General features: G+C 59.3%; 22 protein-coding genes. 9 read left to right on the top strand and 13 right to left on the bottom strand.

Translation table 11 applies throughout. The features are described 5' to 3' along the window. Positions 1-6: 6 nt before the first annotated feature. Positions 7-1032, top strand: coding sequence for an L-threonine 3-dehydrogenase (gene tdh, locus AB8804_RS09880; protein WP_371185468.1), 1026 nt, complete (start codon positions 7-9; stop codon positions 1030-1032). Positions 1033-1074: 42 nt separating this feature from the next. On the opposite strand, the gene AB8804_RS09885 is transcribed toward tdh, so the two are convergent. From AB8804_RS09885 to gpmM, 3 genes are read right to left on the bottom strand one after another with little or no spacing between them, the layout of a single operon-like run. Further along, positions 1075-2019: a divergent polysaccharide deacetylase family protein gene (locus AB8804_RS09885; protein WP_371185470.1), complete on the bottom strand. Its 945-nt coding sequence runs from the start codon at positions 2017-2019 to the stop codon at positions 1075-1077. 3 nt (positions 2020-2022) lie between these two features. Then, positions 2023-3282 (bottom strand): murein hydrolase activator EnvC, encoded by a 1260-nt coding sequence (gene envC / locus AB8804_RS09890; RefSeq protein ID WP_371185603.1) that lies wholly within the window; start codon positions 3280-3282, stop codon positions 2023-2025. A 33-nt stretch (positions 3283-3315) separates the two neighbouring features. Next, positions 3316-4860, bottom strand: coding sequence for a 2,3-bisphosphoglycerate-independent phosphoglycerate mutase (gpmM, locus tag AB8804_RS09895; RefSeq protein WP_371185472.1), 1545 nt, complete (start codon positions 4858-4860; stop codon positions 3316-3318). A gap of 249 nt (positions 4861-5109) precedes the next feature. Here gpmM and AB8804_RS09900 point away from each other — a divergent pair, with 249 nt between their 5' ends. The 5 genes from AB8804_RS09900 to cysE all read left to right on the top strand — a co-directional run bounded on the left by AB8804_RS09900 (position 5110) and on the right by cysE (position 8223). Continuing rightward, positions 5110-5541, top strand: a complete 432-nt coding sequence (locus tag AB8804_RS09900; protein WP_371185474.1) for a rhodanese-like domain-containing protein — start codon at positions 5110-5112, stop codon at positions 5539-5541. Between the two features lie 11 nt (positions 5542-5552). Next, complete coding sequence (gene grxC / locus AB8804_RS09905) at positions 5553-5804, top strand: glutaredoxin 3 (RefSeq protein WP_080329847.1); 252 nt, start codon at positions 5553-5555, stop codon at positions 5802-5804. Between the two features lie 32 nt (positions 5805-5836). Beyond that, positions 5837-6304 (top strand): protein-export chaperone SecB, encoded by a 468-nt coding sequence (gene secB / locus AB8804_RS09910; protein ID WP_343648522.1) that lies wholly within the window; start codon positions 5837-5839, stop codon positions 6302-6304. After that, positions 6304-7323, top strand: coding sequence for an NAD(P)H-dependent glycerol-3-phosphate dehydrogenase (gpsA, locus tag AB8804_RS09915; protein WP_371185477.1), 1020 nt, complete (start codon positions 6304-6306; stop codon positions 7321-7323). The genes secB and gpsA overlap by 1 nt, the downstream gene beginning before the upstream one ends. A 78-nt stretch (positions 7324-7401) precedes the next feature. Further along, positions 7402-8223 carry a serine O-acetyltransferase gene (gene cysE / locus AB8804_RS09920; RefSeq protein ID WP_008502718.1) on the top strand — a complete coding sequence of 274 codons (822 nt, stop codon included), beginning with the start codon at positions 7402-7404 and terminating at the stop codon, positions 8221-8223. 32 nt (positions 8224-8255) lie between these two features. Here cysE and trmL read toward each other — a convergent pair whose 3' ends face one another. The 9 genes from trmL to AB8804_RS09965 form a co-directional block, all read right to left on the bottom strand. Continuing rightward, on the bottom strand, positions 8256-8726 hold the full coding sequence (gene trmL, locus AB8804_RS09925) for a tRNA (uridine(34)/cytosine(34)/5-carboxymethylaminomethyluridine(34)-2'-O)-methyltransferase TrmL (protein WP_371185480.1): 471 nt from the start codon (positions 8724-8726) through the stop codon (positions 8256-8258). Positions 8727-8771: 45 nt separating this feature from the next. Then, positions 8772-10112 carry an MFS transporter gene (locus AB8804_RS09930; RefSeq protein ID WP_371185482.1) on the bottom strand — a complete coding sequence of 447 codons (1341 nt, stop codon included), beginning with the start codon at positions 10110-10112 and terminating at the stop codon, positions 8772-8774. A gap of 178 nt (positions 10113-10290) precedes the next feature. Continuing rightward, entirely contained in the window at positions 10291-11478 is a 1188-nt protein-coding gene (gene lldD, locus AB8804_RS09935) for an FMN-dependent L-lactate dehydrogenase LldD (protein ID WP_371185485.1), read from the bottom strand. Beyond that, a complete protein-coding gene (gene lldR / locus AB8804_RS09940) occupies positions 11475-12248 on the bottom strand; it encodes a transcriptional regulator LldR (protein ID WP_371185488.1) in 774 nt (257 codons plus the stop codon). Before lldR ends, lldD begins: the two co-directional genes overlap by 4 nt. Then, a complete protein-coding gene (gene lldP, locus AB8804_RS09945; RefSeq protein WP_371185491.1) occupies positions 12245-13900 on the bottom strand; it encodes an L-lactate permease in 1656 nt (551 codons plus the stop codon). Before lldP ends, lldR begins: the two co-directional genes overlap by 4 nt. A 325-nt stretch (positions 13901-14225) precedes the next feature. Beyond that, entirely contained in the window at positions 14226-14588 is a 363-nt protein-coding gene (locus AB8804_RS09950) for a YibL family ribosome-associated protein (protein ID WP_371185493.1), read from the bottom strand. Positions 14589-14645: 57 nt separating this feature from the next. After that, positions 14646-15236: a mannitol operon repressor MtlR gene (gene mtlR / locus AB8804_RS09955; protein ID WP_371185495.1), complete on the bottom strand. Its 591-nt coding sequence runs from the start codon at positions 15234-15236 to the stop codon at positions 14646-14648. Then, entirely contained in the window at positions 15233-16381 is a 1149-nt protein-coding gene (gene mtlD / locus AB8804_RS09960) for a mannitol-1-phosphate 5-dehydrogenase (RefSeq protein WP_371185497.1), read from the bottom strand. Before mtlD ends, mtlR begins: the two co-directional genes overlap by 4 nt. A gap of 95 nt (positions 16382-16476) precedes the next feature. Further along, a complete protein-coding gene (locus tag AB8804_RS09965) occupies positions 16477-18384 on the bottom strand; it encodes a PTS mannitol transporter subunit IICBA (RefSeq protein ID WP_371185499.1) in 1908 nt (635 codons plus the stop codon). A gap of 457 nt (positions 18385-18841) precedes the next feature. On the opposite strand from AB8804_RS09965, the gene AB8804_RS09970 reads away from it, so the two are divergent. The 3 genes from AB8804_RS09970 to selB all read left to right on the top strand — a co-directional run bounded on the left by AB8804_RS09970 (position 18842) and on the right by selB (position 22773). Then, entirely contained in the window at positions 18842-19450 is a 609-nt protein-coding gene (locus AB8804_RS09970; RefSeq protein WP_371185501.1) for a glutathione S-transferase, read from the top strand. Between the two features lie 102 nt (positions 19451-19552). Then, positions 19553-20938, top strand: coding sequence for an L-seryl-tRNA(Sec) selenium transferase (gene selA / locus AB8804_RS09975; RefSeq protein ID WP_371185504.1), 1386 nt, complete (start codon positions 19553-19555; stop codon positions 20936-20938). After that, positions 20935-22773, top strand: coding sequence for a selenocysteine-specific translation elongation factor (selB, locus tag AB8804_RS09980; protein ID WP_371185507.1), 1839 nt, complete (start codon positions 20935-20937; stop codon positions 22771-22773). Before selA ends, selB begins: the two co-directional genes overlap by 4 nt. 42 nt (positions 22774-22815) lie before the next feature. Here the strand turns inward: selB and AB8804_RS09985 are convergent, their stop codons facing one another. Continuing rightward, positions 22816-23103 carry a hypothetical protein gene (locus AB8804_RS09985; protein ID WP_371185509.1) on the bottom strand — a complete coding sequence of 96 codons (288 nt, stop codon included), beginning with the start codon at positions 23101-23103 and terminating at the stop codon, positions 22816-22818. Positions 23104-23220 lie beyond the last annotated feature (117 nt).

Below are 23220 nucleotides of genomic sequence, written 5' to 3' on the forward strand. Positions count from 1 at the left end.
CGTGTGATGAAAGCGTTATCCAAACTGAAAGCGGAAGAAGGGATTTGGATGACCGACGTGCCGGAGCCGGAAGTCGGTCATAACGATCTGCTGATCAAAATTCGTAAAACCGCCATCTGCGGTACGGACGTTCACATCTACAACTGGGACCAGTGGTCGCAGAAAACCATTCCCGTTCCGATGGTTGTCGGCCACGAATACGTGGGTGAAGTGGTTGGCATCGGCCAGGAAGTGAAAGGCTTTAAGATTGGCGACCGCGTCTCCGGCGAAGGCCATATCACCTGCGGCCACTGCCGTAACTGCCGCGGCGGACGCACGCACCTGTGCCGCAATACCGTCGGCGTGGGCGTGAACCGCACGGGCTGCTTCGCGGAATACCTGGTGATCCCGGCGTTCAACGCGTTCAAAATCCCGGACAACATCTCTGACGATCTGGCCTCCATCTTTGACCCGTTCGGCAACGCGGTACACACCGCGCTGTCGTTCGACCTGGTTGGTGAAGACGTGCTGGTGTCCGGCGCGGGCCCAATCGGCATCATGGCGGCCGCGGTGGCGAAGCACGTCGGCGCGCGTAACGTGGTGATCACCGACGTGAACGAGTACCGTCTGTCGCTGGCGCGCAAAATGGGCGTCACCCGCGCGGTTGACGTGTCTAAAGAGAGTCTGAACGACGTGATGGCCGAGCTGGGCATGACCGAAGGGTTCGACGTGGGTCTGGAGATGTCCGGCGCGCCGCCGGCGTTCCGCACCATGCTGGACACCATGAACCACGGCGGGCGTATCGCGATGCTGGGGATTCCGCCGTCGGATATGTCCATCGACTGGAACAAGGTCATCTTCAAGGGGCTGTTCATCAAGGGCATCTATGGCCGTGAGATGTTCGAAACCTGGTACAAGATGGCGGCGCTGATTCAGTCCGGCCTGGATCTGACCCCAATCATCACCCACCACTTCGGGATTGATGATTTCCAGAAAGGCTTCGACGCGATGCGTTCGGGCCAGTCAGGGAAGGTGATCCTGAGCTGGGATTAAGTAAAAAAAAGCGCCTTCGGGCGCTTTTTTTATGGGCGTGGATCAACGCGATGATGAGGCGCTGTTTCCCCAGCCCTGCCACTGATGCTGGAAATATTTCACCAGCGTACTTTCGCCAATGCTTTCCCCAATCACCGTGAAGAAGCGCGTCGCGTGGACCGGCTCAAGCGGCTGCTTTGGCGCGCAGTTTTTTACGCCGCGGAACGGATTGCGCGGCTGCGTTACCGGCGGCTGCGCATTGCCAGGACGCGACGTATCCACCTGCGGCTCGTTCAGCAGGTCGCTCGGGCGAACCAGCGTAATGTCGGAAGGCAGCGTCGGGAGCATCTGCTGAAGCACGCGAACGGTAGACGGATGCGGGTGGCCGATGGCAATCGCCGAGCCGTTCCGGCGCGCCAGCTGCACCGCGCGGTTAAACTGCACGCGAATATCCGCTTCGTTCTGGGTATCGTCGAGAAACACCTTGCGCTTAATCACCTTCACGCCCGTTCCCTGCGCGGCGCGCATCGCCTGGCTGTTGCCGATGGTCATGCTGTCGAGGAAGTAGAGGTTGTAGCGTTCGAGCGACTGCATCACCTTGAGCATACCGTACAGGCTGGACGTCATCGCGCTGCCCATGTGGTTGTTCAGCCCGACGGCGTAAGGCACTTTGTCGTACGCATCGCGGATGATGCGATCGATCTCGTCGCTGCTCATCTCCGGGCGCAGCGTGTCTTTTTCCAGCGGCTGCTTGCTGAGCGGTGCCATCGGCAGATGGATCAGAACCTCGTGCCCGCTGTTGTGGGCTTTGGTTGCCATCTCGCGGGCGTGCGGGGCATTCGGCAGAACGGCGACGGAGATGGCCTGCGGCATCGCCAGCACCTGATTTTCGTTATGCGGGCGATAACCGAAGTCATCAATCACAATGGCAAGTTTGCCTGCGTAAACCGGTCCAGCCAGCGCCAGAGCGCTGACGACGGAGAGAACAATTCGGCGAAAGTGAAGCAAAACTTATCTTCCCAACCACGGCTGTGGATTGACCGCCTGACCCTGGCGACGAATTTCGAAATAGAGTGACGGGCGGCCCTGACCGCCACTGCTGCCCACAAGGGCGATGGGTTGGCCGGCGCGCACCTGAGTGCCGACGCTGACCAGCGCGCTCTGGTTGTAGCCGTACAGGCTCATATCGCCTTTACCGTGTTCAACCACCACCACCAGCCCGTAACCTTGCAGCCAGTCGGCGAGGATGACGCGGCCATCGGCGATGGCTTTCACTTCGCTACCTTCAGACGCACCGATAACGATCCCCTTCCAACGTAGCTCACCCTGCAGCTGTTCGCCATAGCGATGCAGGATCGTGCCGCGAACGGGCCAGTAGGCCTGACCGCGCGGGGAGCCGAGGCCGCCGGTGCGCGACATCAGGGAGCGTTCGCTTTCGGTTGGCTTATAGGTGGTGCCTTTACGTGAGGCTTCCTGCTGCTTGTTACGCACGGCCTGCGCCTCGCGCGCCTCTTTCTCGGCGCGGGCCCTGGCGGCGGCTTCCGCACGGGCAATGCTGTTACGCAGCTTAGATTCGTTAGCGCGCAGCTCGCTCAGCTGGCTTTGCCCCTGCTGAATGGAGGACTCGAGGCCGGAAAGGGTTTTCTTACGCTCGTTACGCGCCTGTTCGAGCTTCGCCTGCTGGGCCTGCTGCTCGTAGAGAAGCGTCTGCTGCTGGCTTTGCTTCTCTTCCAGCTCGGCTTTTTGGGTGGTGACTTCTTCACGCGTCTGCTTCAGCTGCGCGATGGTCTCCTGGCGGGCCTGGTTGAGATAGCCAAAGTAGGCCTGCAGGCGCTGGCCGCGCTGGCTCTCTTCTCCGCTCAGGATCAGCTGAAGGCCGGTGTGCTCGCCCTGGCGAAACGCCGCGTCAAGCTGCGCCGCAAGCGTGCGCTCCTGCGCGTCCCGCTGGCGCTCGAGTTTGGCAATCGACGCGTTCATGTCATCGATCTGCTTATTCAGCTGGGCGAGGGTGTTTTGGGTTTCACGAAGCTTGCGCGCGGCAGCGGAGATCGCTTCTTCCTGCTGCTTAAGCTGGGCAAGCAGTACCGAACGCTGCTGTTGCTGTTGGCGCACCGCGCGCTCTTTGGCGGCGATATCGGCCTGAATAGATTTAAGCTGGTCGCGGTCGTCCGCGTGGGCGGATTGGGCGCACAGCAATACGCCAGCGCTGAGCGCGCTGGCGTAAAGCAGAGGTCTGACTGATAACCGTAACGGCTTCACGACCCATGTGATTGAAAAAATCGCCTTTCCCCTCATGGGGAGCGATTATTCCACGATGAACAGCGGCTTGCCAGTCATCTCTTTCGGGATTTCCATACCCATCAGCGTCAGCATGGTCGGCGCGATGTCGGAAAGCTTGCCGCCTTCTACCGCTTTCAGTGATTTATCACCGACATAGATCAGCGGAACCGGCAGGTTGGTGTGGGCCGTATGCGCCTGTCCGGTAGACGGATCGCGCATCTGCTCGGCGTTGCCGTGGTCGGCGGTGATCAGCAGCTGGCCGCCAACGGATTCAACCGCTTTTGTCACCTGCTCAACGCAGTTATCCAGCGCTTCAACCGCTTTAACCGCCGCTTCCATCACGCCGGTATGGCCAACCATATCGCCGTTCGGGTAGTTACAGATGATGGTGTCGTACTTGCCGCTTTCGATCGCCGCAACCAGTTTTTCGGTCAGCTCGGCGGAGCTCATTTCCGGCTGCAGATCGTAGGTCGCCACTTTCGGGGAGTTGATCAGAATGCGATCTTCACCTTTGAACGCCTCTTCTACGCCGCCGTTGAAGAAGAAGGTCACGTGCGCATATTTTTCGGTTTCGGAGATGCGCAGCTGCGTCTTGTCGTTCTTCGCCATCCACTCGCCAAAGGTGTTTTCCAGGGATGCTGGTGGATAAGCGCAAGGGGCTTTGATGTCTGCCGCGTATTCGGTCAGCTGGATGAAGTCGAGTTTCACCACTTTTTTACGCGCGAAGCCGTCGAAATCGCTGTTTACAAAGGCGCGGGTAATTTCGCGCGCACGGTCAGCGCGGAAGTTCATGAAGATCAGCGCATCGCCGTCTTCCATTGCCGCATCGGCCTGACCTTCTGCGCGGATAACGGTCGCCTTCACGAACTCGTCGTTTTCATCACGCGCGTAAGCGGCTTCAAGGCCTTCAACGGCGGTCGCGAACTGGAACTCGCCCTTCGCCAGCGTCATCAGGTCATAGGCCTGCTCAACGCGATCCCAGCGGTTGTCGCGGTCCATGGCGTAGTAGCGGCCAATGATGGATGCCACGCGGCCTTTACCCAGCGCGGCAAATTTGTCTTCGAACGCTTTCAGCGAGCCTTCGGCGCTGCGCGGTGGCGTATCGCGGCCATCGAGGAACGCGTGCAGGTAAATTTTTTCAGCACCGCGTTCAGCGGCCAGCTCAACCATCGCCATGATGTGGTCTTCGTGGCTGTGAACGCCACCCGCAGAAAGCAGGCCCATGATGTGAACGGCTTTGCCTGCCGCAACGGCTTTATCAACGGCACCGGTCAGCGTTGGGTTGGCAAAGAAAGTGCGCTCCTTGATTTCCACGTCCAGACGAGTCAGGTCCTGATACACGATACGGCCCGCGCCCAGGTTAACGTGTCCCACTTCGGAGTTGCCCATCTGGCGATCCGGCAGACCCACTTCCAGACCGGAAGCATCAATCAGGGTGTGAGGACGTTTTGCCCACAGCGCATCCATAACCGGGGTTTTGGCGTTAAGAATGGCGTTATCCTGGCTTTCTTCGCGATAGCCATAACCATCAAGAATGACCAGTACCATAGGTTTTTTAGAAACCGACATTGCGACAACCTCATGCTCAAGAGACAAAAAATTTGCGTAATTTTACTACAGCTGAATCGATAAAATAGCCTCGGAAGATCAAAGAAAGCGCGGTCACAAACCGGCTTAGAGGTTATTTTCAGCCATTTTTTTTCGTGGCAGGCCGCAGAAAATGGATTAGCTTTATGACACTGGCTGTATTTGCCACAACGCGCAGGTATACTCCTCTCCTGGTTTTTTTAATCACTTAGTCGGGAGTTAGTACCCCCCATGCAAGAAATTATGCAATTTGTCAGCCGCCACCCGGTTCTGAGCATCGCGTGGATTGGCCTGCTGGTCGCCGTGCTTTTCACCACGTTTAAGGGCCTGACGTCTAAAATTAAGGTGATCACTCGCGGTGAAGCGACCCGTCTGATCAATAAAGAAGATGCCGTCGTGGTCGATCTTCGCCAGCGTGATGACTTCCGTAAAGGGCACATTGCAGGTTCAATTAACCTGCTGCCAGCGGAAATCAAAGCGAACAACATCGGCGAGCTGGATAAGCATAAGGCCCAGCCGATTATCGTTGTCGACGGTACCGGCATGCAGGCGCAGGAATCTGCAAACGCACTGCATAAAGCAGGCTTTGAAAACGTAACGGTACTGAAAGAAGGCATTTCCGGCTGGAGCGGAGAGAATCTTCCTTTGGTTCGCGGTAAATAAGGAGTTCAGTGATGGCCAATATTGAGATCTACACCAAAGCAACCTGTCCGTTCTGCCACCGTGCAAAAGCGCTGCTGAACAGCAAAGGCGTAACGTTCCAGGAACTGCCGATCGACGGTGACGCGATTAAACGCGAAGAGATGATTCAACGTAGTGGTCGCACGACGGTTCCGCAGATTTTTATCGATGCGCAGCACATTGGCGGCTGTGATGACTTGTATGCGCTCGACGCGCGCGGTGGACTCGATCCGCTGCTGCGCTAAGAGACTTTAGGACAATTAAAAAGGGTTTTTCCATGTCAGAACAAAACAACACCGAAATGACTTTCCAGATCCAGCGCATCTACACCAAAGATGTCTCTTTCGAAGCGCCAAATGCGCCGCACGTTTTCCAGAAAGATTGGCAGCCAGAGGTTAAACTTGATCTGGATACCGCATCCACTCAGCTGGCGGATGACGTGTATGAAGTCGTACTGCGCGTGACCGTTACCGCGTCTCTGGGCGAAGAAACTGCATTCCTGTGCGAAGTACAGCAGGGTGGTATCTTCTCCGTTGGCGGTATCGAAGGCAACCAGATGGCGCATTGCCTGGGTGCATACTGCCCGAACATCCTGTTCCCGTATGCGCGTGAATGCATCACCAGCCTGGTTTCTCGCGGTACATTCCCACAACTGAACCTTGCGCCAGTGAACTTCGATGCGCTGTTCATGAACTATCTGCAGCAGCAGTCTGGCGAAGGTGCCGAACAACATCAGGATGCCTGATGAGCACTGTTAATGCGTCAATGACTGTGATCGGTGCCGGCTCTTACGGCACCGCTCTTGCTATTACGCTGGCAAGAAATGGTCACGAGGTGGTCCTGTGGGGCCACGATCCCAAACATATCGCGACGTTACAACACGACCGCTGTAACGTGGCGTTTCTCCCGGACGTTCCGTTCCCTGACTCTCTGCATCTGGAAAGCGACCTTGCCACCGCCCTGGCGGCCAGCCGTAATATTCTGGTTGTGGTGCCGAGCCACGTGTTCGGCGAAGTTCTGCGTCAGATTAAGCCGCTGATGCGCGATGATGCGCGCATCGTGTGGGCGACGAAGGGGCTGGAAGCCGAAACGGGCCGCCTGCTGCAGGACGTTGCTCGCGAAGCGCTGGGAGATGCCATTCCGCTGGCCGTGATTTCCGGACCGACGTTTGCCAAAGAGCTGGCCGCGGGCCTGCCGACGGCCATTTCGCTGGCCTCAACCGACCCGACCTTTGCCGACGATCTCCAGCACCTGCTGCACTGCGGCAAGAGCTTCCGCGTTTACAGCAACCCCGATTTCATCGGCGTACAGCTGGGCGGCGCGGTGAAGAACGTGATTGCCATCGGCGCGGGCATGTCCGACGGTATCGGCTTTGGCGCGAACGCGCGCACGGCGCTGATCACCCGCGGGCTCACCGAGATGTCTCGCCTTGGCGCGGCGCTGGGTGCCGATCCGGCCACCTTTATGGGAATGGCGGGGCTGGGCGATCTGGTGCTGACGTGTACCGACAACCAGTCGCGTAACCGCCGCTTTGGCATGATGCTCGGACAGGGCAGCGATGTGAAAGGCGCGCAGGAGAAGATTGGCCAGGTGGTTGAAGGCTACCGCAATACCAAAGAAGTTCGCGAATTGGCGCACCGTTTTGGTGTCGAAATGCCAATAACCGAGGAAATTTATCAGGTATTGTATTGCGGAAAAAATGCGCGCGAGGCAGCATTGACCTTATTAGGTCGTGCGCGCAAGGACGAGCGCAGCAGCAACTAATCGCAGGGACCCCTGTTAGCGACATGACCCGGCCAGCAAAGAACTGGCCGGGCATTAACACATCGTCTGGAGTAAGCAATGCCGTGTGAAGAACTGGATATCGTCTGGAACAATATTAAAGCCGAAGCCCGGGCTTTGGCCGACTGCGAGCCCATGCTGGCCAGCTTCTACCACGCGACGCTACTCAAGCACGAAAACCTCGGCAGCGCCCTGAGCTATATGCTCGCCAACAAGCTCGCCTCCTCGATTATGCCCGCTATCGCCATTCGTGAAGTGGTGGAAGAGGCGTACGCCGCCGATCCGGAAATGATCGCCTCTGCCGCCTGTGATATTCAGGCCGTGCGCACGCGCGACCCGGCGGTCGATAAATATTCTACGCCGCTGCTGTACCTGAAAGGTTTTCACGCCCTGCAGGCCTACCGCATCGGCCACTGGCTGTGGAACGAGGGCCGCCGCGCGCTGGCCATCTTCCTGCAAAACCAGGTTTCCGTTACCTTCCAGGTGGATATTCACCCGGCGGCGAAAATTGGCCGCGGGATTATGCTCGACCACGCCACCGGCATCGTCGTCGGGGAAACGGCGGTGATCGAGGACGATGTGTCGATCCTGCAGTCGGTCACCCTGGGCGGTACCGGCAAAACCAGCGGCGATCGCCATCCGAAAATCCGTGAAGGGGTGATGATCGGTGCGGGTGCCAAAATCCTCGGCAATATCGAGGTGGGGCGTGGGGCGAAGATTGGCGCGGGTTCAGTCGTGCTACAGCCCGTTCCGCCGCACACCACCGCCGCCGGCGTCCCGGCGCGCATCGTCGGCAAGCCGGACAGCGATAAGCCGTCCATGGACATGGATCAGCACTTCAACGGCATTCACCATACGTTTGAGTATGGTGACGGCATCTGAGATTTTGCCCGGTGGCGCTGCGCTTACCGGGCCTACTTTAATATGGCGCCTGCATACCCCAACTGGCGCCACGCTTCATACACCACCACCGATACCGCGTTTGACAGGTTCATGCTGCGGCTGTCCGGCATCATCGGAATGCGTATTTTTTGCTCGGCGGGCAGGGCGTCGAGAATCGTCGCGGGCAGGCCGCGCGTTTCCGGGCCAAACATCAGATAATCACCTTCCTGATAGCTTACGGCGCTGTGCGCGGGCGTGCCTTTGGTCGTCAGGGCAAACATCCGCTGCGGCTTTTCGGCTTCCATAAACGCGACGTAGTCGTGATGGCGCAGCACCGCCGTAAATTCATGGTAATCCAGCCCCGCGCGGCGCAGGCGCTTGTCGTCCCAGGCAAAGCCCATCGGCTCAATGATATGCAGACGAAAGCCGGTGTTGGCGCACAGGCGGATAATGTTGCCGGTGTTCGGCGGAATTTCTGGTTCGAATAAAACGATGTTAAGCATGCTGCCCCCTTAATTGCGGGGGCAGAATAGCAGAAACGGGTGGGCCTACGCGATGCTCGCGACCTGCGAACGGTAGCGGAACATTTTGTAGAGCGTGGCGGCGGTGGCCAGCAGCGCGGGAACGCTCAGGAACATCAGGATACTGTCCGCCTGCCACTGCAGCGAAAGCAGGTGCGCGCTCGTCAGCGTGCCCGCGACGCCGCCAAAGCGCCCTATGCCCTGCATCCACGCGATGCCCGTGGCGCGGCAGTGGGTAGGATAAAACGTGGCGGCGAGGGTCTGCATGCCGGACTGCGCGCCGTTCATGGTAATCCCCATCACGAAGATCAGACCGCCAAACAGCACGATGTGGTTATGCTCCATGCCCAGCGCGAGGATCAGCAGCATGGTGATGAAAAAGCCGCCGGTCACCACCTTATGCGCTTCCCAGCGGTCCATCATCCAGCCTGCCAGCAGGATCCCGGCGGTGCCGCCGAAGGTGAAGAGGGAGGTCAGCCACGCCGACTCCGCCAGCGGGTAGCCCATGCCGAGCATCAGCGTCGGCATCCAGCTCAGCAGCACGTAGTAAATCACCAGCCCCATAAAGTAGGTGGTCCAGAGCATCAGCGTCCCCGGCAGCCACGGGAAGGTAAATAGCTGCGCCACGCTGCCTTTCGTCTGAGCCGTGCGCGTTTCGGACAGAAAGAAGCCCGTCACCTCCTCGACCGGACTACCGGCAAATCGACTGACGATACGCTTTACGCGCGCACTCTCCTTTCCGCGCTGCACCAGATACTTCACCGACTCCGGCAGCAGCAGCGCCAGCAGCACCGTCAGCACGAGCGGCGCGACGGCGCCGAGCAGCAGCACGCTCTTCCAGCCGTGATGGGGGATCAGCCATGAGGAGATGGCACCTCCGCCCGCCGCGCCGAGGGGAAAGCCGCAGTACATGGTATTAATCGCCATCGCCCGGCAGCGCTGCGGCGCAAACTCCGAGATCAGCGTAATGGCGTTCGGCATTGCCGCGCCCAGCCCGAGGCCGGTCAAAAAGCGCCAGAGGGTGAGGGCGTTCAGGCTTTGCGCCCAGGCGGTTCCCAGGCTGGAGAGGCCAAAAAACAGGCAGGAGAAAACGAGCACGCGCTTGCGCCCGATGCGGTCGGACACCGGCCCGGCAACCAGCGCGCCGAGAGAAAGCCCCAGCAGGGCGGCGCTGAGCACGGGCCCCAGATCCTGCCTGGCGATCCCCCACTCGGCCGAGAGCGTCGGGGCGATATAGCCCATCGCGGCGGTATCAAATCCGTCGATCGCCAGCACCAAAAATCCCAGCACGATCAGCAGCCAGTGGAACCGCGAGAAGGGGCTGTCGTTGATCACCTGCTGGATATCCACCTTGCCTGAATACGCCATACGCTACCCTCTGTTGTTGTGTTTTAAATGTTCTTGTATTTGCCTGTATATACATTTGCGATCGCCGCGAGGATGTCAAATTTAGTTATCTGAAATGTTATGTTGGTGTTATTTTTGGGCAAAAAAAACGCGTTCAGCCGACGGTGAGCTGAACGCGTGAAGCAAAATGGGGAGAGGATTAGGCGGCGCTGCCCTGCGACAGCTGCGCAAGACCGGCAGGCAGCTTGCTCAGCTCCTGCACCAGCGAATCGCGGCTGATGTCGCCGATGGATTTCGCCCCGGTCAGCGTCATCGCCACCTTCATCTCTTTCTCAATCAGGTCCAGCAGGTTTGCCACGCCCGCCTGCCCGGCGGTCGCTAAGGCGTACAGATACGCGCGCCCCAGCAGCACGCTGTCTGCGCCCAGCGCAATCATGCGCACCACGTCCAGCCCGTTGCGAATGCCGCTGTCGGCCAGAATCGTAATATCGCCCTTCACCGCGTCGGCAATCGCCGGTAATGCGCGGGCCGAGGAGAGCACGCCGTCGAGCTGGCGGCCGCCGTGGTTAGAGACCACAATGCCGTCCGCGCCGAAGCGCACCGCGTCGCGGGCGTCTTCAGGGTCGAGGATCCCTTTGATCACCATTGGGCCGTCCCAAAATTCGCGGATCCACTCCAGGTCTTTCCAGGAAATCGACGGATCGAAGTTATTCGCCAGCCAGCCGATGTAATCCTCCAGCCCGGTCGGCTTGCCGAGATAGGCGGAGATATTGCCCAGATCGTGCGGGCGACCGTTAAGGCCGACGTCCCACGCCCACTGCGGGTGCGTCACCGCCTGCCAGTAGCGGCGCATGGCGGCGTTCGGGCCGCTCATGCCGGAGTGCGCGTCGCGATAGCGCGCGCCCGGCGTCGGCATATCGACGGTGAACACCAGCGTCGAGCAGCCCGCCGCTTTGGCGCGCTCTAGTGCGTTGCGCATAAAGCCGCGGTCGCGCAGCACGTACAGCTGGAACCACATCGGGCGCTTAATGGTGGGCGTAACCTCTTCTATCGGGCACACGGAAACGGTGGAGAGCGTAAACGGTATCCCTTTGGCATCCGCGGCGGTGGCTGCCTGCACCTCACCCCGGCGGGCGTACATGCCGCACAGGCCGACGGGGCCGAGCGCAACGGGCATCGAGAGCGTTTCGTTGAACAGTTTTGTCTCAAGGCTCAGGTCGGACATATTCTTCAGCACGCGCTGGCGCAGGGCCACGTCCGACAGGTCTTCCACGTTGCGGCGCAGGGTATGCTCCGCGTAGGCTCCGCCGTCGATATAGTGGAACAGGAACGGCGGTAAGATGCGCTGCGCCGCGGCGCGATAGTCACTGGCTGCTGAAATAATCATGCGTTGTTCTCCCTGGAAATATCACTGTCACCGGGCAGACGGGTAATTCGCGCCTGTCGTGCCTGGTCTTCATCAAATCGTTTAATGGTGGTGTGCACAAAGCCGAGGTGCGCCATCATCGCTTTACGCGCGGCGTCGGCGTCACCACTCAGAATGGCGTTAAGAATCGCCTCGTGCTGTTCGGTCAGGCGCGCGAACACGGGCGGGACCAGATACATGCGCTGGCGGCTCTGCTTCACGGAGGATTGCAGCAGGTCGAAGAAGCCGCGCATGGTTTGCAGCAGGACGATGTTGTGCGACGCCTCGGCAATCGCCAGGTGGAAGCGTACGTCCGCCTGCGACGCAATGTCCGGATCGCTGCTTTGCGTGGCCTCGAAGCAGGTTTTGAGCTTCTCTTTATCGGCGTCGGTGGCGCGCATCGCCGCGTGCCAGGCGGTGCTGGCCTCAATGGCGTGGCGGGCTTCAAGGATGTCGAAGCTGTAGTCCGGGTCGTTCTCCAGCAGCGTTTTCAGCGGCTGAACGATGTTTTGCTCGGACCAGTCGTCGTGCTGCCAGCGCACAAAGGTGCCGCCGCCGCGGCGGCTCACCAGCAGCCCTTCGTTGACCAGCGTGGCGAGCGCTTCGCGCAGGGAATTGCGCGATACGCCGAGCTGGACGGCAAGCTGGCGCTCGGCGGGCAATTTCATGCCCGCCTCCAGCTGTTGTTCTTCAATCAGCGCCCGCACGCGAGAGGCAATCTCGTCGGACAGGCGCCTGGGCATCACTATCATGGAATCATCCAGGTCAAGACATAGGCCTGCAGCGTGGTGATGACGCCCACCATGCAGGTAAATATCAGGCTGTGTTTTACGGTAAAGCGGAACAGATCCGACTCTTTGCCGACCAGGCCAACCGCCGCGCAGGCGATAGCGATGGACTGCGGAGAGATCATCTTGCCGGTCACGCCGCCGGTGGTGTTAGCCGCAACCAGCAGGACGTCCGAGACGCCAATTTGCTGCGCGGCGGTGGCCTGCAGCGCGGCGAACAGCGCGTTAGACGAGGTATCCGAGCCCGTCAGGAACACCCCCAGCCAGCCGAGGAACGGCGAGAAGAAGGTGAATGCGTGTCCGGTATGTGCCAGGGCTAAAGCCAGCGTCGACGACAGGCCGGAGTAGTTCGAGATAAACGCGAACGCCAGCACCATGCCGATGGAGTAGATGGGCAGCGCCAGCTCTTTCAGCGTGCTGGCAAAGGTCTGTACCGCGGCAGCAGGCTTCATGCGCAGCCACACAACGGAAAGGATCGCCGCAAACAGGATGGCCGTGCCGGTGGCGGAGAACCAGTCGAACTTGAACACCGCCGCATACGGCGTGGCGTCGTGAACCACCGGCGGCATGCGCGCGACCATCTTGTCGAGGAACGGCACGGAGACGTTGATCACCATGTCGTACAGCGCGCCGCCCGGGGCGAACAGCGCCTTAAACGGCGGGACGCTCCACAGGGTGACGGTGGCGGTCAGGAACAGGAACGGCGACCATGCGCGGACGATTTGCCCGGCCGTGTAGCCCGTGCGGGCAAGGGTCTGATCGACGTGGGACGCGCCCATATCGGCAAAGCGGAAGATGCGCACCGGCTGCCAGCGCTTCAGGAACAGCGTCAGGCACACCAGCGACACCAGCGATGAGATAATGTCCGGCAGCTCGGGGCCGAGGAAGTTGGAGCTGAGGTATTGGGCGATGGCGAACGAGCCGCCGGCGACCATCACCGCGGGCCAGGTCTCCTTCACGCCGCGCCAGCCGTCCATAATCGCCATGATCCAGAACAGCACGATAATGGTCAGGAACGGCAGCTGGCGGCCCACCATCTGGCCGATCTCGAAGCTGTCCAGCCCGGTTACCTGTCCGGCCACCAGAATCGGGATACCCATCGCGCCAAACGCCACCGGCGCGGTGTTCACAATCAGGCACAGCCCGGCGGCGTACAGTGGATTAAAGCCCAGCCCGACCAGCAGCGCGGCGGTGATCGCCACCGGCGCACCGAAACCTGCTGCACCTTCGAGGAACGCGCCGAAAGAGAAACCGACAATCAGCATCTGCAGGCGCTGGTCCGGCGTGATGGAGAGAATCGACGAGCGGATGATGTCGAACTGGCCGGTTTTCACCGAGATTTTATAGACAAACACCGCCGCAATGATGATCCACGCAATCGGCCACAGGCCGTAGAAAAAGCCATACACGACCGATGCCAGCGCGCGGTCGACCGGCATTTTGTAGAAAAACAGCGCCACCAGCAGCGCGATCGCAACGGTATAGGTTGCGGCAAGATAGCCCTTCAGCTTGAGCTTAATCAGCGCAAAGAAGAAGAACAGGATCGGTAGCGATGCGATCAGGCTCGACAGCCAGATATTTCCGGCCGGATCGTAGTTTTGTTGCCAGAGGCTCATTGCAGGTCTCCTGAGGACCCCACGTCGCGATCGGCGGTGAGTCTGTGCTCATCTCTGCGTCACACGCTGTGTAAAAGTGGTCCTGCCAATATTGTATTGTAGGGTGAATGACAATGAATGGTTAATCAGATGTTATGGATGGGCAATGGTTTTGTGAGTGGAATTAATGGAAGTGTGAACCAGGGGAGGGATGAATGGGGGATTGGTTGGGCCAATTTTGGGTTGGGTATGGCCTGATGCCCTCACCCCGGCCCTCTCCCACGGGGAGAGGGAGAAAACCGTACAGTTCCCTCGCCCCTTTGGGGAGAGGGCGAGGGGAAAAGGATCAGAATGCCGTCTTACAAAAGCCCGTCATCTCTTTCAGATCCATTTCACGTCCCAGCTCGGTCATCGGGTGAACCACCACCAGACCGCGGACGCTTTTCTTCAGCTTGCCCATGTCGGCCTGCTCTTTTTTGGTGATCGCGCGGCGGTGCGGCATGTTCATCAGCTTTTGCGCTTCTTTGCTGAGCTTCTGGCCTTTCACCTCGCGCAGGCGCTCGATTTCCGCTTCCAGCGTAGCGGTCTCTTTTTCCAGCTCGGCGTACTTCTCGGCGGAATCGACCAGCGAGAGACCGGCCATCTGGTGGCGGACCAGATCCAGACGGTCGCTCAGGCGTTTAATTTCGTTCTTTTCGACTTCTTTCATGACAAATGACTCTAAATCGGGGGAATTTACAGGAAGGATACACCAATGTGCGCAGGCTTACTTCTGAAACGCTTTTTTTAAGCTGATCCGTGAAATCAGCTCAGTCAGGGAAAGGACCATCGTGGAACGGACAACCTGTTGATAACGCAGCCTCTGCATCGCATACAGCTCCGGATCGCTGCTGTCAAAATGGGGAGCGGGGGGCAGCGCGGAAACGCAGTGCAGTTCGCCGAACGGACCGAGAATTTCATCATCGGTAAAGGCATATTCATTACCGTCATGATTTAACTCTTCGCGCAGCGCCATCAACAGCTCGGCGTCTTCGTACTCCGGCCTGCTCAGCACGCCAAGACCGTAGATCAGCTTCAGGCGAACGGACAAATCGCCCAGCGGGCCATCTCCGTCCAGCAGCGGCTCTACGGCATATTTTACGGCGTAATCGTCTTTGCGAAATACCTGAAGCACCAGGATGTTTACCGCCTCGGTCAAAAGCTCGACGGCGGCAATCAGGAAGCTTCGTACGGTTTTGCCAGCATTCAGACGCTCAAGCACACGATTTTCAAAGGCCTGGGTTTCTTCCATTATTGCCTGCATATCTGACAATCTGTAATTAGGGCGCAGGATCTCCTGCGCCGCATTCTGCATCATTTGGTGGCGTTATAAGCGTTAACCGCCTCCACAACCACGTTACTGTTGGCATCCAGACCGGAAACCTGCGCCAGCGCAGCCTGTGGACCGTCATCGCCAATCATCTGGGCCAGCTCTTGCGCCTGCGGGTCCTGCTCGCTGCGGTAGTGCATCGCGGCGGCAATGCCTTTCACCAGGTTGGCGTGCGGCAGGCCGTACTCCAGGGTGCCCAGCAGCGGCTTGATCAGGCGATCGCCCGCGCTCAGCTTGCGCAGCGGCTGACGGCCAACGCGCTCAACGTCATCTTTCAGGTACGGATTTTCAAAACGACCGAGGATTTTCTGGATGTATGCCGCATGTTTGTCAGCATCAAAACCGTAGCGTTTGATCAGCACCGCGCCGCTCTCTTCCATTGCCCCTTTAACCACGGCGCGGATTTTCTCATCGAGAATCGCGTCACGGATGGTCTGATGACCGGCCAATTTTCCGAGGTACGCGGTTATAGCATGACCGGTGTTCAGGGTGAAGAGTTTGCGTTCGACAAATGCCATCAGGTTATCGGTCAGCTCCATTCCAGGAATGGTCGGCAGCGCGCCTTTAAACTGAGTTTTGTCGACAATCCATTCGCTGAAGGTTTCCACGGTGACTTCCAGCGGATCGTGGGTCGCCGATTCAGAAGGCGGCACGATGCGGTCGACGGCAGAATCCACGAAGCCGACGTGTTCTTCAACCCAGGCTTTGTCTTCGTCCGCGACGGCGGCCATCACGTGGCCCTTCAGCTGCGTGGTGCCGCGCACCATGTTCTCGCAGGCGATAATGTTCAGCGGAGCGTCGTTGCCCTGCGCTTTACGCTTTGCCAGGCCTTTTGCCACGGCCGGGGCGATGCGCTCAAGCACCACGGGACCGACGGCGGTCGTGACCAGATCAACGCTTGCGATCAGGTCGACCACGTCATCGCCGATGCTGCTGACGGCGTTCACGCCGGATACGGTTTCAACCTGCTCGTTTTCACCCACCACGTGAACCTGATAGCTATGACGGGCATTCAGGGCGTCGAGCACCACCTGGTTCACGTCGGCGAACGTCAGCGTAATGCCCGCGTCTGCCAGCAGCTTGCCGATAAATCCACGACCGATGTTACCTGCGCCAAAATGTAATGCTTTCATAGAATTAACCTTCATCAATGTTGTGACCCGAGAGGGCTGGGGTGAGGCTTTTCCCTCACCCTAGCCCTCTCCCCTGAGGGGAGAGGGTAGAGAACTTACTTGTTAAGCAGTGCGAGCACTTCTTCCACGCTGGTGGTGTTGGCCAGGCGCTCGATGACGGTGTCGTCATCCAGGGCGTTGGTCAGGCTGGTAATCACCTGGATGTGCTCGTTGTTGCGAGCGGCGATACCAATCACCAGGCGGGCAATATCGTCTTCTTCTTCACCGAAGCGAACGCCCTGCGGATACTGGCAGAACACGACGCCGGTCTTCAGCACGCGGTCTTTCGCTTCAACCGTGCCGTGCGGAACCGCGATGGATTCGCCGAGGTAGGTTGGCGTCAGTTTCTCACGTTCCAGCATCGCATCAACGTATTCAGGCTGAACGTAGCCGCCTGCAACCAGCTGCTCACCGGCAAAGCGAATCGCGTCTTCTTTGTTGGTCGCGGTGCGGCCGAGGAAGATATTTTCCGCGCCGAGCCTGAAGAGGTGCGCATTGCTCTCGTCAAAGCTGTCCTTCAGGCTATCGCGCACTTTTACTTCGTTGTCTTCGTGACGCTGCGCGGCAACCAGACGCTCGGTCAGGCTGGAGTACAGGCCGCTGTCGAGGAAGTTAGTCAGCGAGATGTGCTGTGCCTGCGGAACCTGACGCATGGCGCGCTCGGTCAGATCGCGGTGGGTGATCACCAGGTCAACGTCCGACGGCAGGCTGTTGATCGCGCTGTTGGTCACGGAGATGTTGGTGAGGCCCGCATCCTGCACTTTCTTACGCAGCACGCCCGCACCCATTGCGCTGGAGCCCATACCGGCGTCGCAGGCCACGATGATTTTGCGCACGTGGCTCAGGTCGTTAGAGACATCGCCAGCCGCCAGCGGGGTCTCGCCTTTGGATTCTGCTTTCATGTCGTGCATACGGCGGGTTGCCGCTTCAATGTCGTCGTCTTCTTTCACCTTGCTGGTTTTCAGCAGGATGGCAGACACAACGAAGGAAACCGCCATTGCCGCACAGATAGCCGCGATGTTCGCGAAGTACGCGCCTTTCGGCGTCATCGCCAGCACCGCCAGGATGGAGCCCGGAGACGCAGGAGAGACCAGGCCGCCGCCCAGCACGCTCAGGGTGAACACGCCGGTCATACCGCCGAGGATAACGGCCAGGATCAGACGTGGGTTCATCAGCACGTACGGGAAGTAAATTTCGTGAATACCGCCCAGGAAGTGGATGATCGCCGCGCCGCCCGCAGACTGCTTCGCGCTGCCGCGACCGAAGAACATGTACGCCAGCAGTACGCCCATACCCGGACCCGGGTTCGCTTCAATCAGGAAGAAGATGGACTTGCCGAGATCGTGAGACTGCTGAATACCCAGCGGCGAGAAGATGCCGTGGTTGATGGCGTTGTTGAGGAACAGGATTTTCGCCGGTTCAACAAAGATAGACGCCAGCGGCAGCATGTCGTGCGCCACCATGAAGTTAACGCCCGCCGCCAGAATTTTGGACAGGACTTCAACCGCAGGGCCAATGCCGAGGAACGCCAGAATCGCGAGGATCATCCCGATGATGCCCGCAGAGAAGTTGTTCACCAGCATTTCGAAGCCGGACTTGATCTTGCCATCCACCCAGACGTCGAACTTCTTAATTGCCCAGCCGCCCAGAGGGCCGGCAATCATCGCGCCGAGGAACATCGGCATATCCGCACCGACGATCACGCCCATGGTGGTGATTGCACCGACCACGCCGCCGCGGTCGCCGCCGACCAGACGACCACCGGTATAACCGATGAGCAGCGGCAGCAGATAGGTAATCATTGGGCCAACAAGTTTCGCCAGCGTTTCGTTAGGCAACCATCCTGTTGGAATGAACAACGCAGTGATGATACCCCACGCGATAAACGCGCCGATATTTGGCATCACCATATTGCTGAGGAAGCGACCAAAGCTTTGCACTTTGATCTTGAAATCGGATGACATAAAACACCCCTTCTTTTGTTTACGCTTAGGCCTGCGGCCCGAGGTTTATTGTTAACGTGCGGCGGCAGAGGTAGCCGGGCCCTGTTCTGATGCTGTGAAATCTGGCACTGAATTGTTCAACTGTCCAGACAGCCAAAATTTGTGTGATCTCAATCACGTAAATGTAGGGTATCTGGTTGTTAATGAAGTGATCGTCATCACAAAACGGGTGTATGAAAAGAGAGCGCTGCGCAAAAAAAAGACGCTATCGGGGCTATTTTGTGATTTTAGTCACACTATATTGTGTGCTGTTTGTTTCTGTATTGTGATGATCTTCACAAAATATTTTAATGCGGATTTCTCCTGATGTGACGGCTAACAAACTCTTCCATGCCAACGAAGGAATGCGAGCCGCGCACCTGCCTTTTTTCCCGGCATGATCCATACTGACCACTTTGTGGGCATCCAGGAACAGGCAATGAAACTTATCGGCAGCTATACCAGTCCTTTCGTGCGTAAAATTTCGATTCTTCTGCTGGAGAAGGGGATCGACTTTGAGTTTGTGAATGAACAGCCTTACAGCGCGGAGAGCGGCGTTGCGCGGTATAACCCGCTGGGGAAAGTCCCTGCGCTGGTCACCGACGAAGGCGAGTACTGGTTTGATTCCCCGATTATTGCGGAGTATATCGAGCTGCTGGGCATCGCCCCGGCGATGGTGCCCGCTGAACCCAAAGCGGCGTTGGCCATCAGGCAGATTGAGGCGCTCGCCGATGGCATTATGGACGCCGCGCTTGCCTCCGTGCGCGAGCAGGCGAGGCCCGCCGCGCAGCAGTCGGAGACGGAGCTGCTGCGCCAGCGCGAAAAAATCAGCCGCAGCCTGGACCTGTGCGAGCAATGGATTCAGGCAGGAAAAATCAACAACGATGACGTGAATCTGGCGACGATCGCCATCGCCTGCGCCATCGGCTACCTCAATTTTCGCCGCGTCTCACCGGGCTGGTGCGTGGAGCGCCCGCTGCTGGTGAAGCTGGCCGAAACGCTATTCCAGCGCGAGAGCTTTGCGCGTACCGAACCGCCAAAGGCTTGATTCGGGTTATAACACTTCGCGGCGAGAGGTTGTACAATCCCTCCCCATGCTAACTCCCTCTCCCGTCGGGAGGGGGGTGAAATTTACTCGCCGGGCGCTTCCATGACTACTCATCACTCCCTCTACAGCCAAATTCCTGCTACCGACCGTCTGCTTCGTCAGCCCGATATTCTCAGCGCGCTGGGGCGATTCGGTCATACCGCGACGGTGGAGATGCTGCGCCTGCTTCAGGACGAAGCCCGGCGGCATATTCAGGCAGAAAATACGCTCCCCGACTGGTGCGACGCGTGGGGGCAGGAAGTTGAAAACAGGCTGGTTGAGAATGCGCAAAGCGCCCTTCGCCCGGTCATTAACCTGACCGGAACGGTGCTGCACACCAACCTGGGCCGCGCGCAGCAGGCTGAAGAGGCCGTTGAGGCGGTTGAGCGGGCCATGCGCTCGCCGGTTACGCTGGAGTACGATCTTGACGGCGCGGGCCGCGGCCACCGCGATCGCGCGCTGGCGGATCTCCTGTGCCAGCTGACCGGCGCGGAAGATGCCTGCATTGTGAACAACAATGCGGCCGCCGTGCTGCTGATGCTGGCCGCCACGGCGAGCGGTAAAGAGGTCGTCGTCTCGCGCGGGGAGCTGGTGGAGATCGGCGGGGCGTTTCGCATTCCGGACGTAATGCGCCAGGCGGGCTGCACCCTGCACGAGGTGGGCACCACGAACCGCACCCACGCCAAAGATTATCGCGCGGCGGTAAACGAAAACACCGCGCTGCTGATGAAGGTGCATACCAGCAATTACCAGATTGAAGGCTTCACCAAAGTGGTCGAAGAGGCCGAGCTTGCCGCGATCGGGCGCGAGCTAAACGTGCCGGTGATAGCCGATCTCGGCAGCGGTTCGCTGGTGGACTTAAGCCAGTACGGGCTGCCAAAAGAGCCGATGCCGCAGGAGATGATTGCGGCGGGCGTGAGCCTGGTGAGTTTTTCCGGCGACAAGCTGCTCGGCGGGCCGCAGGCGGGGATCATCGTCGGTACGCGGGAGCTGATTGCCCGGCTGCAGCAGCATCCGCTCAAGCGCGCGCTGCGCGCCGATAAAATGACGCTCGCCGCGCTGGAAGCTACGCTGCGTCTGTATCTGCACCCGGAGAAGCTGGCTGAGCGCCTGCCGACGCTGCGTTTGCTCGCGCGCGATGCGGCGTCTATCCACGCCCGGGCGGAGCAGCTGCTCCCGCAGGTTGCGCCGCATTATCCCAGCTTTGAGCTTCACGTGGAGCCGTGCCAGTCGCAGATCGGCAGCGGATCGTTGCCCGTCGATCGGCTGCCCAGCGCGGCGATCACGTTTACGCCGCGCGACGGACGCGGTAGCCAGCTTGAGGCGCTCTCGGCCCGCAGGCGAGCGCTGCCCGTGCCGGTTATTGGCCGCATCTACGACGGGCGCATGTGGCTGGATTTACGTTGTCTTGAAGATGAAAAACGGTTTCTGGAGATGCTGTTGAAATGATCATTGCCACTGCCGGTCACGTTGACCACGGAAAAACGACGCTATTGCAGGCGCTCACGGGCGTGAATGCCGACCGCCTGCCGGAAGAGAAGAAGCGCGGGATGACCATCGATCTGGGCTATGCCTACTGGCCCCAGGCCGATGGCCGCGTGCTGGGCTTTATCGACGTGCCGGGCCACGAAAAGTTTCTCGCGAATATGCTGGCAGGCGTGGGCGGCATTGACCACGCGCTGCTGGTGGTGGCGTGCGATGACGGCGTGATGGCGCAAACGCGCGAACACCTCGCCATACTCCAGCTGACCGGAAATCCGCAGCTGACGGTGGCGCTGACCAAAGCCGATCGCGTGGATGATTCCCGTATTGAAGAGGTGCGCAGCGCGGTGCAGTTGACCCTGCGTGAATTTGGCTTTGCCGATGCGTCGCTTTTCGTCACCGTGGCGACGCAGGGGCGCGGTATCGACGCGCTTCGCCAGCACCTGCAGCAGCTTTCCGCCCGCGAGCCTGCCGGTCAGCACAGCTTCCGCCTGGCTATCGATCGGGCATTCACCGTTAAGGGCGCGGGGCTTGTGGTCACCGGGACGGCCCTGAGCGGTGAGGTGAAGGTGGGGGATACCCTGTGGCTGACGGGCGTCAACAAACCGATGCGCGTGCGCAGCCTGCATGCGCAGAACCAGCCCGCGGAACAGGCCCACGCCGGGCAGCGCATTGCGCTGAACATCGCGGGGGATGCCGAGAAAGAACAGCTGAATCGCGGCGACTGGCTGCTGGCCGACGCGCCGCCCGAGCCGTCCGAGCGGGTGATTGTCGCCCTGCAAACGCATACGCCGCTGACGCAGTGGCAGCCGCTGCACATCCACCATGCGGCCAGCCACATTACCGGGCGCGTCTCCCTGCTGGAAAACGATCTGGCCGAGCTGGTGTTAGACAGCCCGCTCTGGCTTGCGGATAACGACCGTCTGGTGCTGCGCGATATTTCCGCGCGGGAAACGCTGGCTGGCGCGCGCGTGGTGGCGCTCAATCCGCCGCGCCGCGGCAAGCGCAAGCCGGAGTATCTGCAGTGGCTGGCGTCGCTCGCGCAGGCTGCGGACGATAAGACCGCGCTGAATGTTCACCTTGAGCGGGGTGCGGTGAATCTCGCCGACTTCGCGTGGGCGCGCCAGCTGAGCGGCGATGGCCTGCGCGCGCTGACGCAGGAGCCGGGCTTTATCCAGGCCGGATACAACCTGCTGAGCGCGCCCGTCGCGGCGCGCTGGCAGCGCAAAATCCTCAGCACGCTCGCCACCTATCATGCGCAGCATCAGGACGAGCCGGGTCCGGGGCGCGAGCGCCTGCGGCGCATGGCGCTGCCCATGGAAGACGAGGCGCTGGTGCTGCTGCTGATTGAAAACATGCGCGAAAGCGGCGTGATTAGCAGCCACCACGGCTGGCTGCATCTGCCGGATCACAAAGCCGGCTTCACGGCCGAGCAGGAGGCTATCTGGCAACGGGCGGCGCCGCTGTTTGGCGACGAGCCGTGGTGGGTACGCGACCTGGCGCGCGAAACCCACGCTGACGAGCAGATGATGCGCCAGGTGCTGCGGCACGCGGCGCAGCAGGGGCTGATAGTGGCGATCGTGAAGGATCGTTATTACCGCAACGATCGCATCGTGGCGTTTGCGAACCTGATCCGCGAGCTGGATCGGGAGCGCGGTTCAACCTGCGCGGCGGACTTCCGCGATCGGCTCAACGTCGGGCGAAAGCTGGCGATTCAAATCCTGGAATATTTTAACCGCATCGGCTTTACGCGCCGCCGCGGCAACGACCATATCCTCCGCGACGCGCGGCTGTTCCCTTAAGCTGCTCAGAAATGACGTGCGGGGCAAAATGCCCCGCAAGCTTCATGAGGGGTTAGCCACTGCAATTTTTCTTCCTTTGTTTAATATTCGCTGTATTAGTCTGATTACAATTTGATATCCAATGATTGTAACTGCTGTGCTTACGACAAGAAGCGCTATCCCTACAAAACCCTCAATATCATGCTCGCCAAAATAAGCTGCAGCGTGCTTCCAGAATTCAATTTGTACCTGCGTTGCTGGATCTGACGGTCTAAAGGCTAAAAAAGTTATCAGAAAAAGTGTAATTACAATTAGGATCCTAAGTCCCAACGGTGCACGTCTGGTTTCCATTTAAAATCACCTCAATTGTTCCAAACGACATTAAACCATTCGAAAGCTTAACTTCCTGAGTCGATACTACAGCCTGGCGTATAGCCAAAAAATCAGTTCTATGTCGAAGAGTTATAC

This window comes from Enterobacter sp. KBR-315C3_2022, from assembly GCF_041399425.1.
Classification (GTDB): Bacteria; Pseudomonadota; Gammaproteobacteria; order Enterobacterales; family Enterobacteriaceae; genus Enterobacter.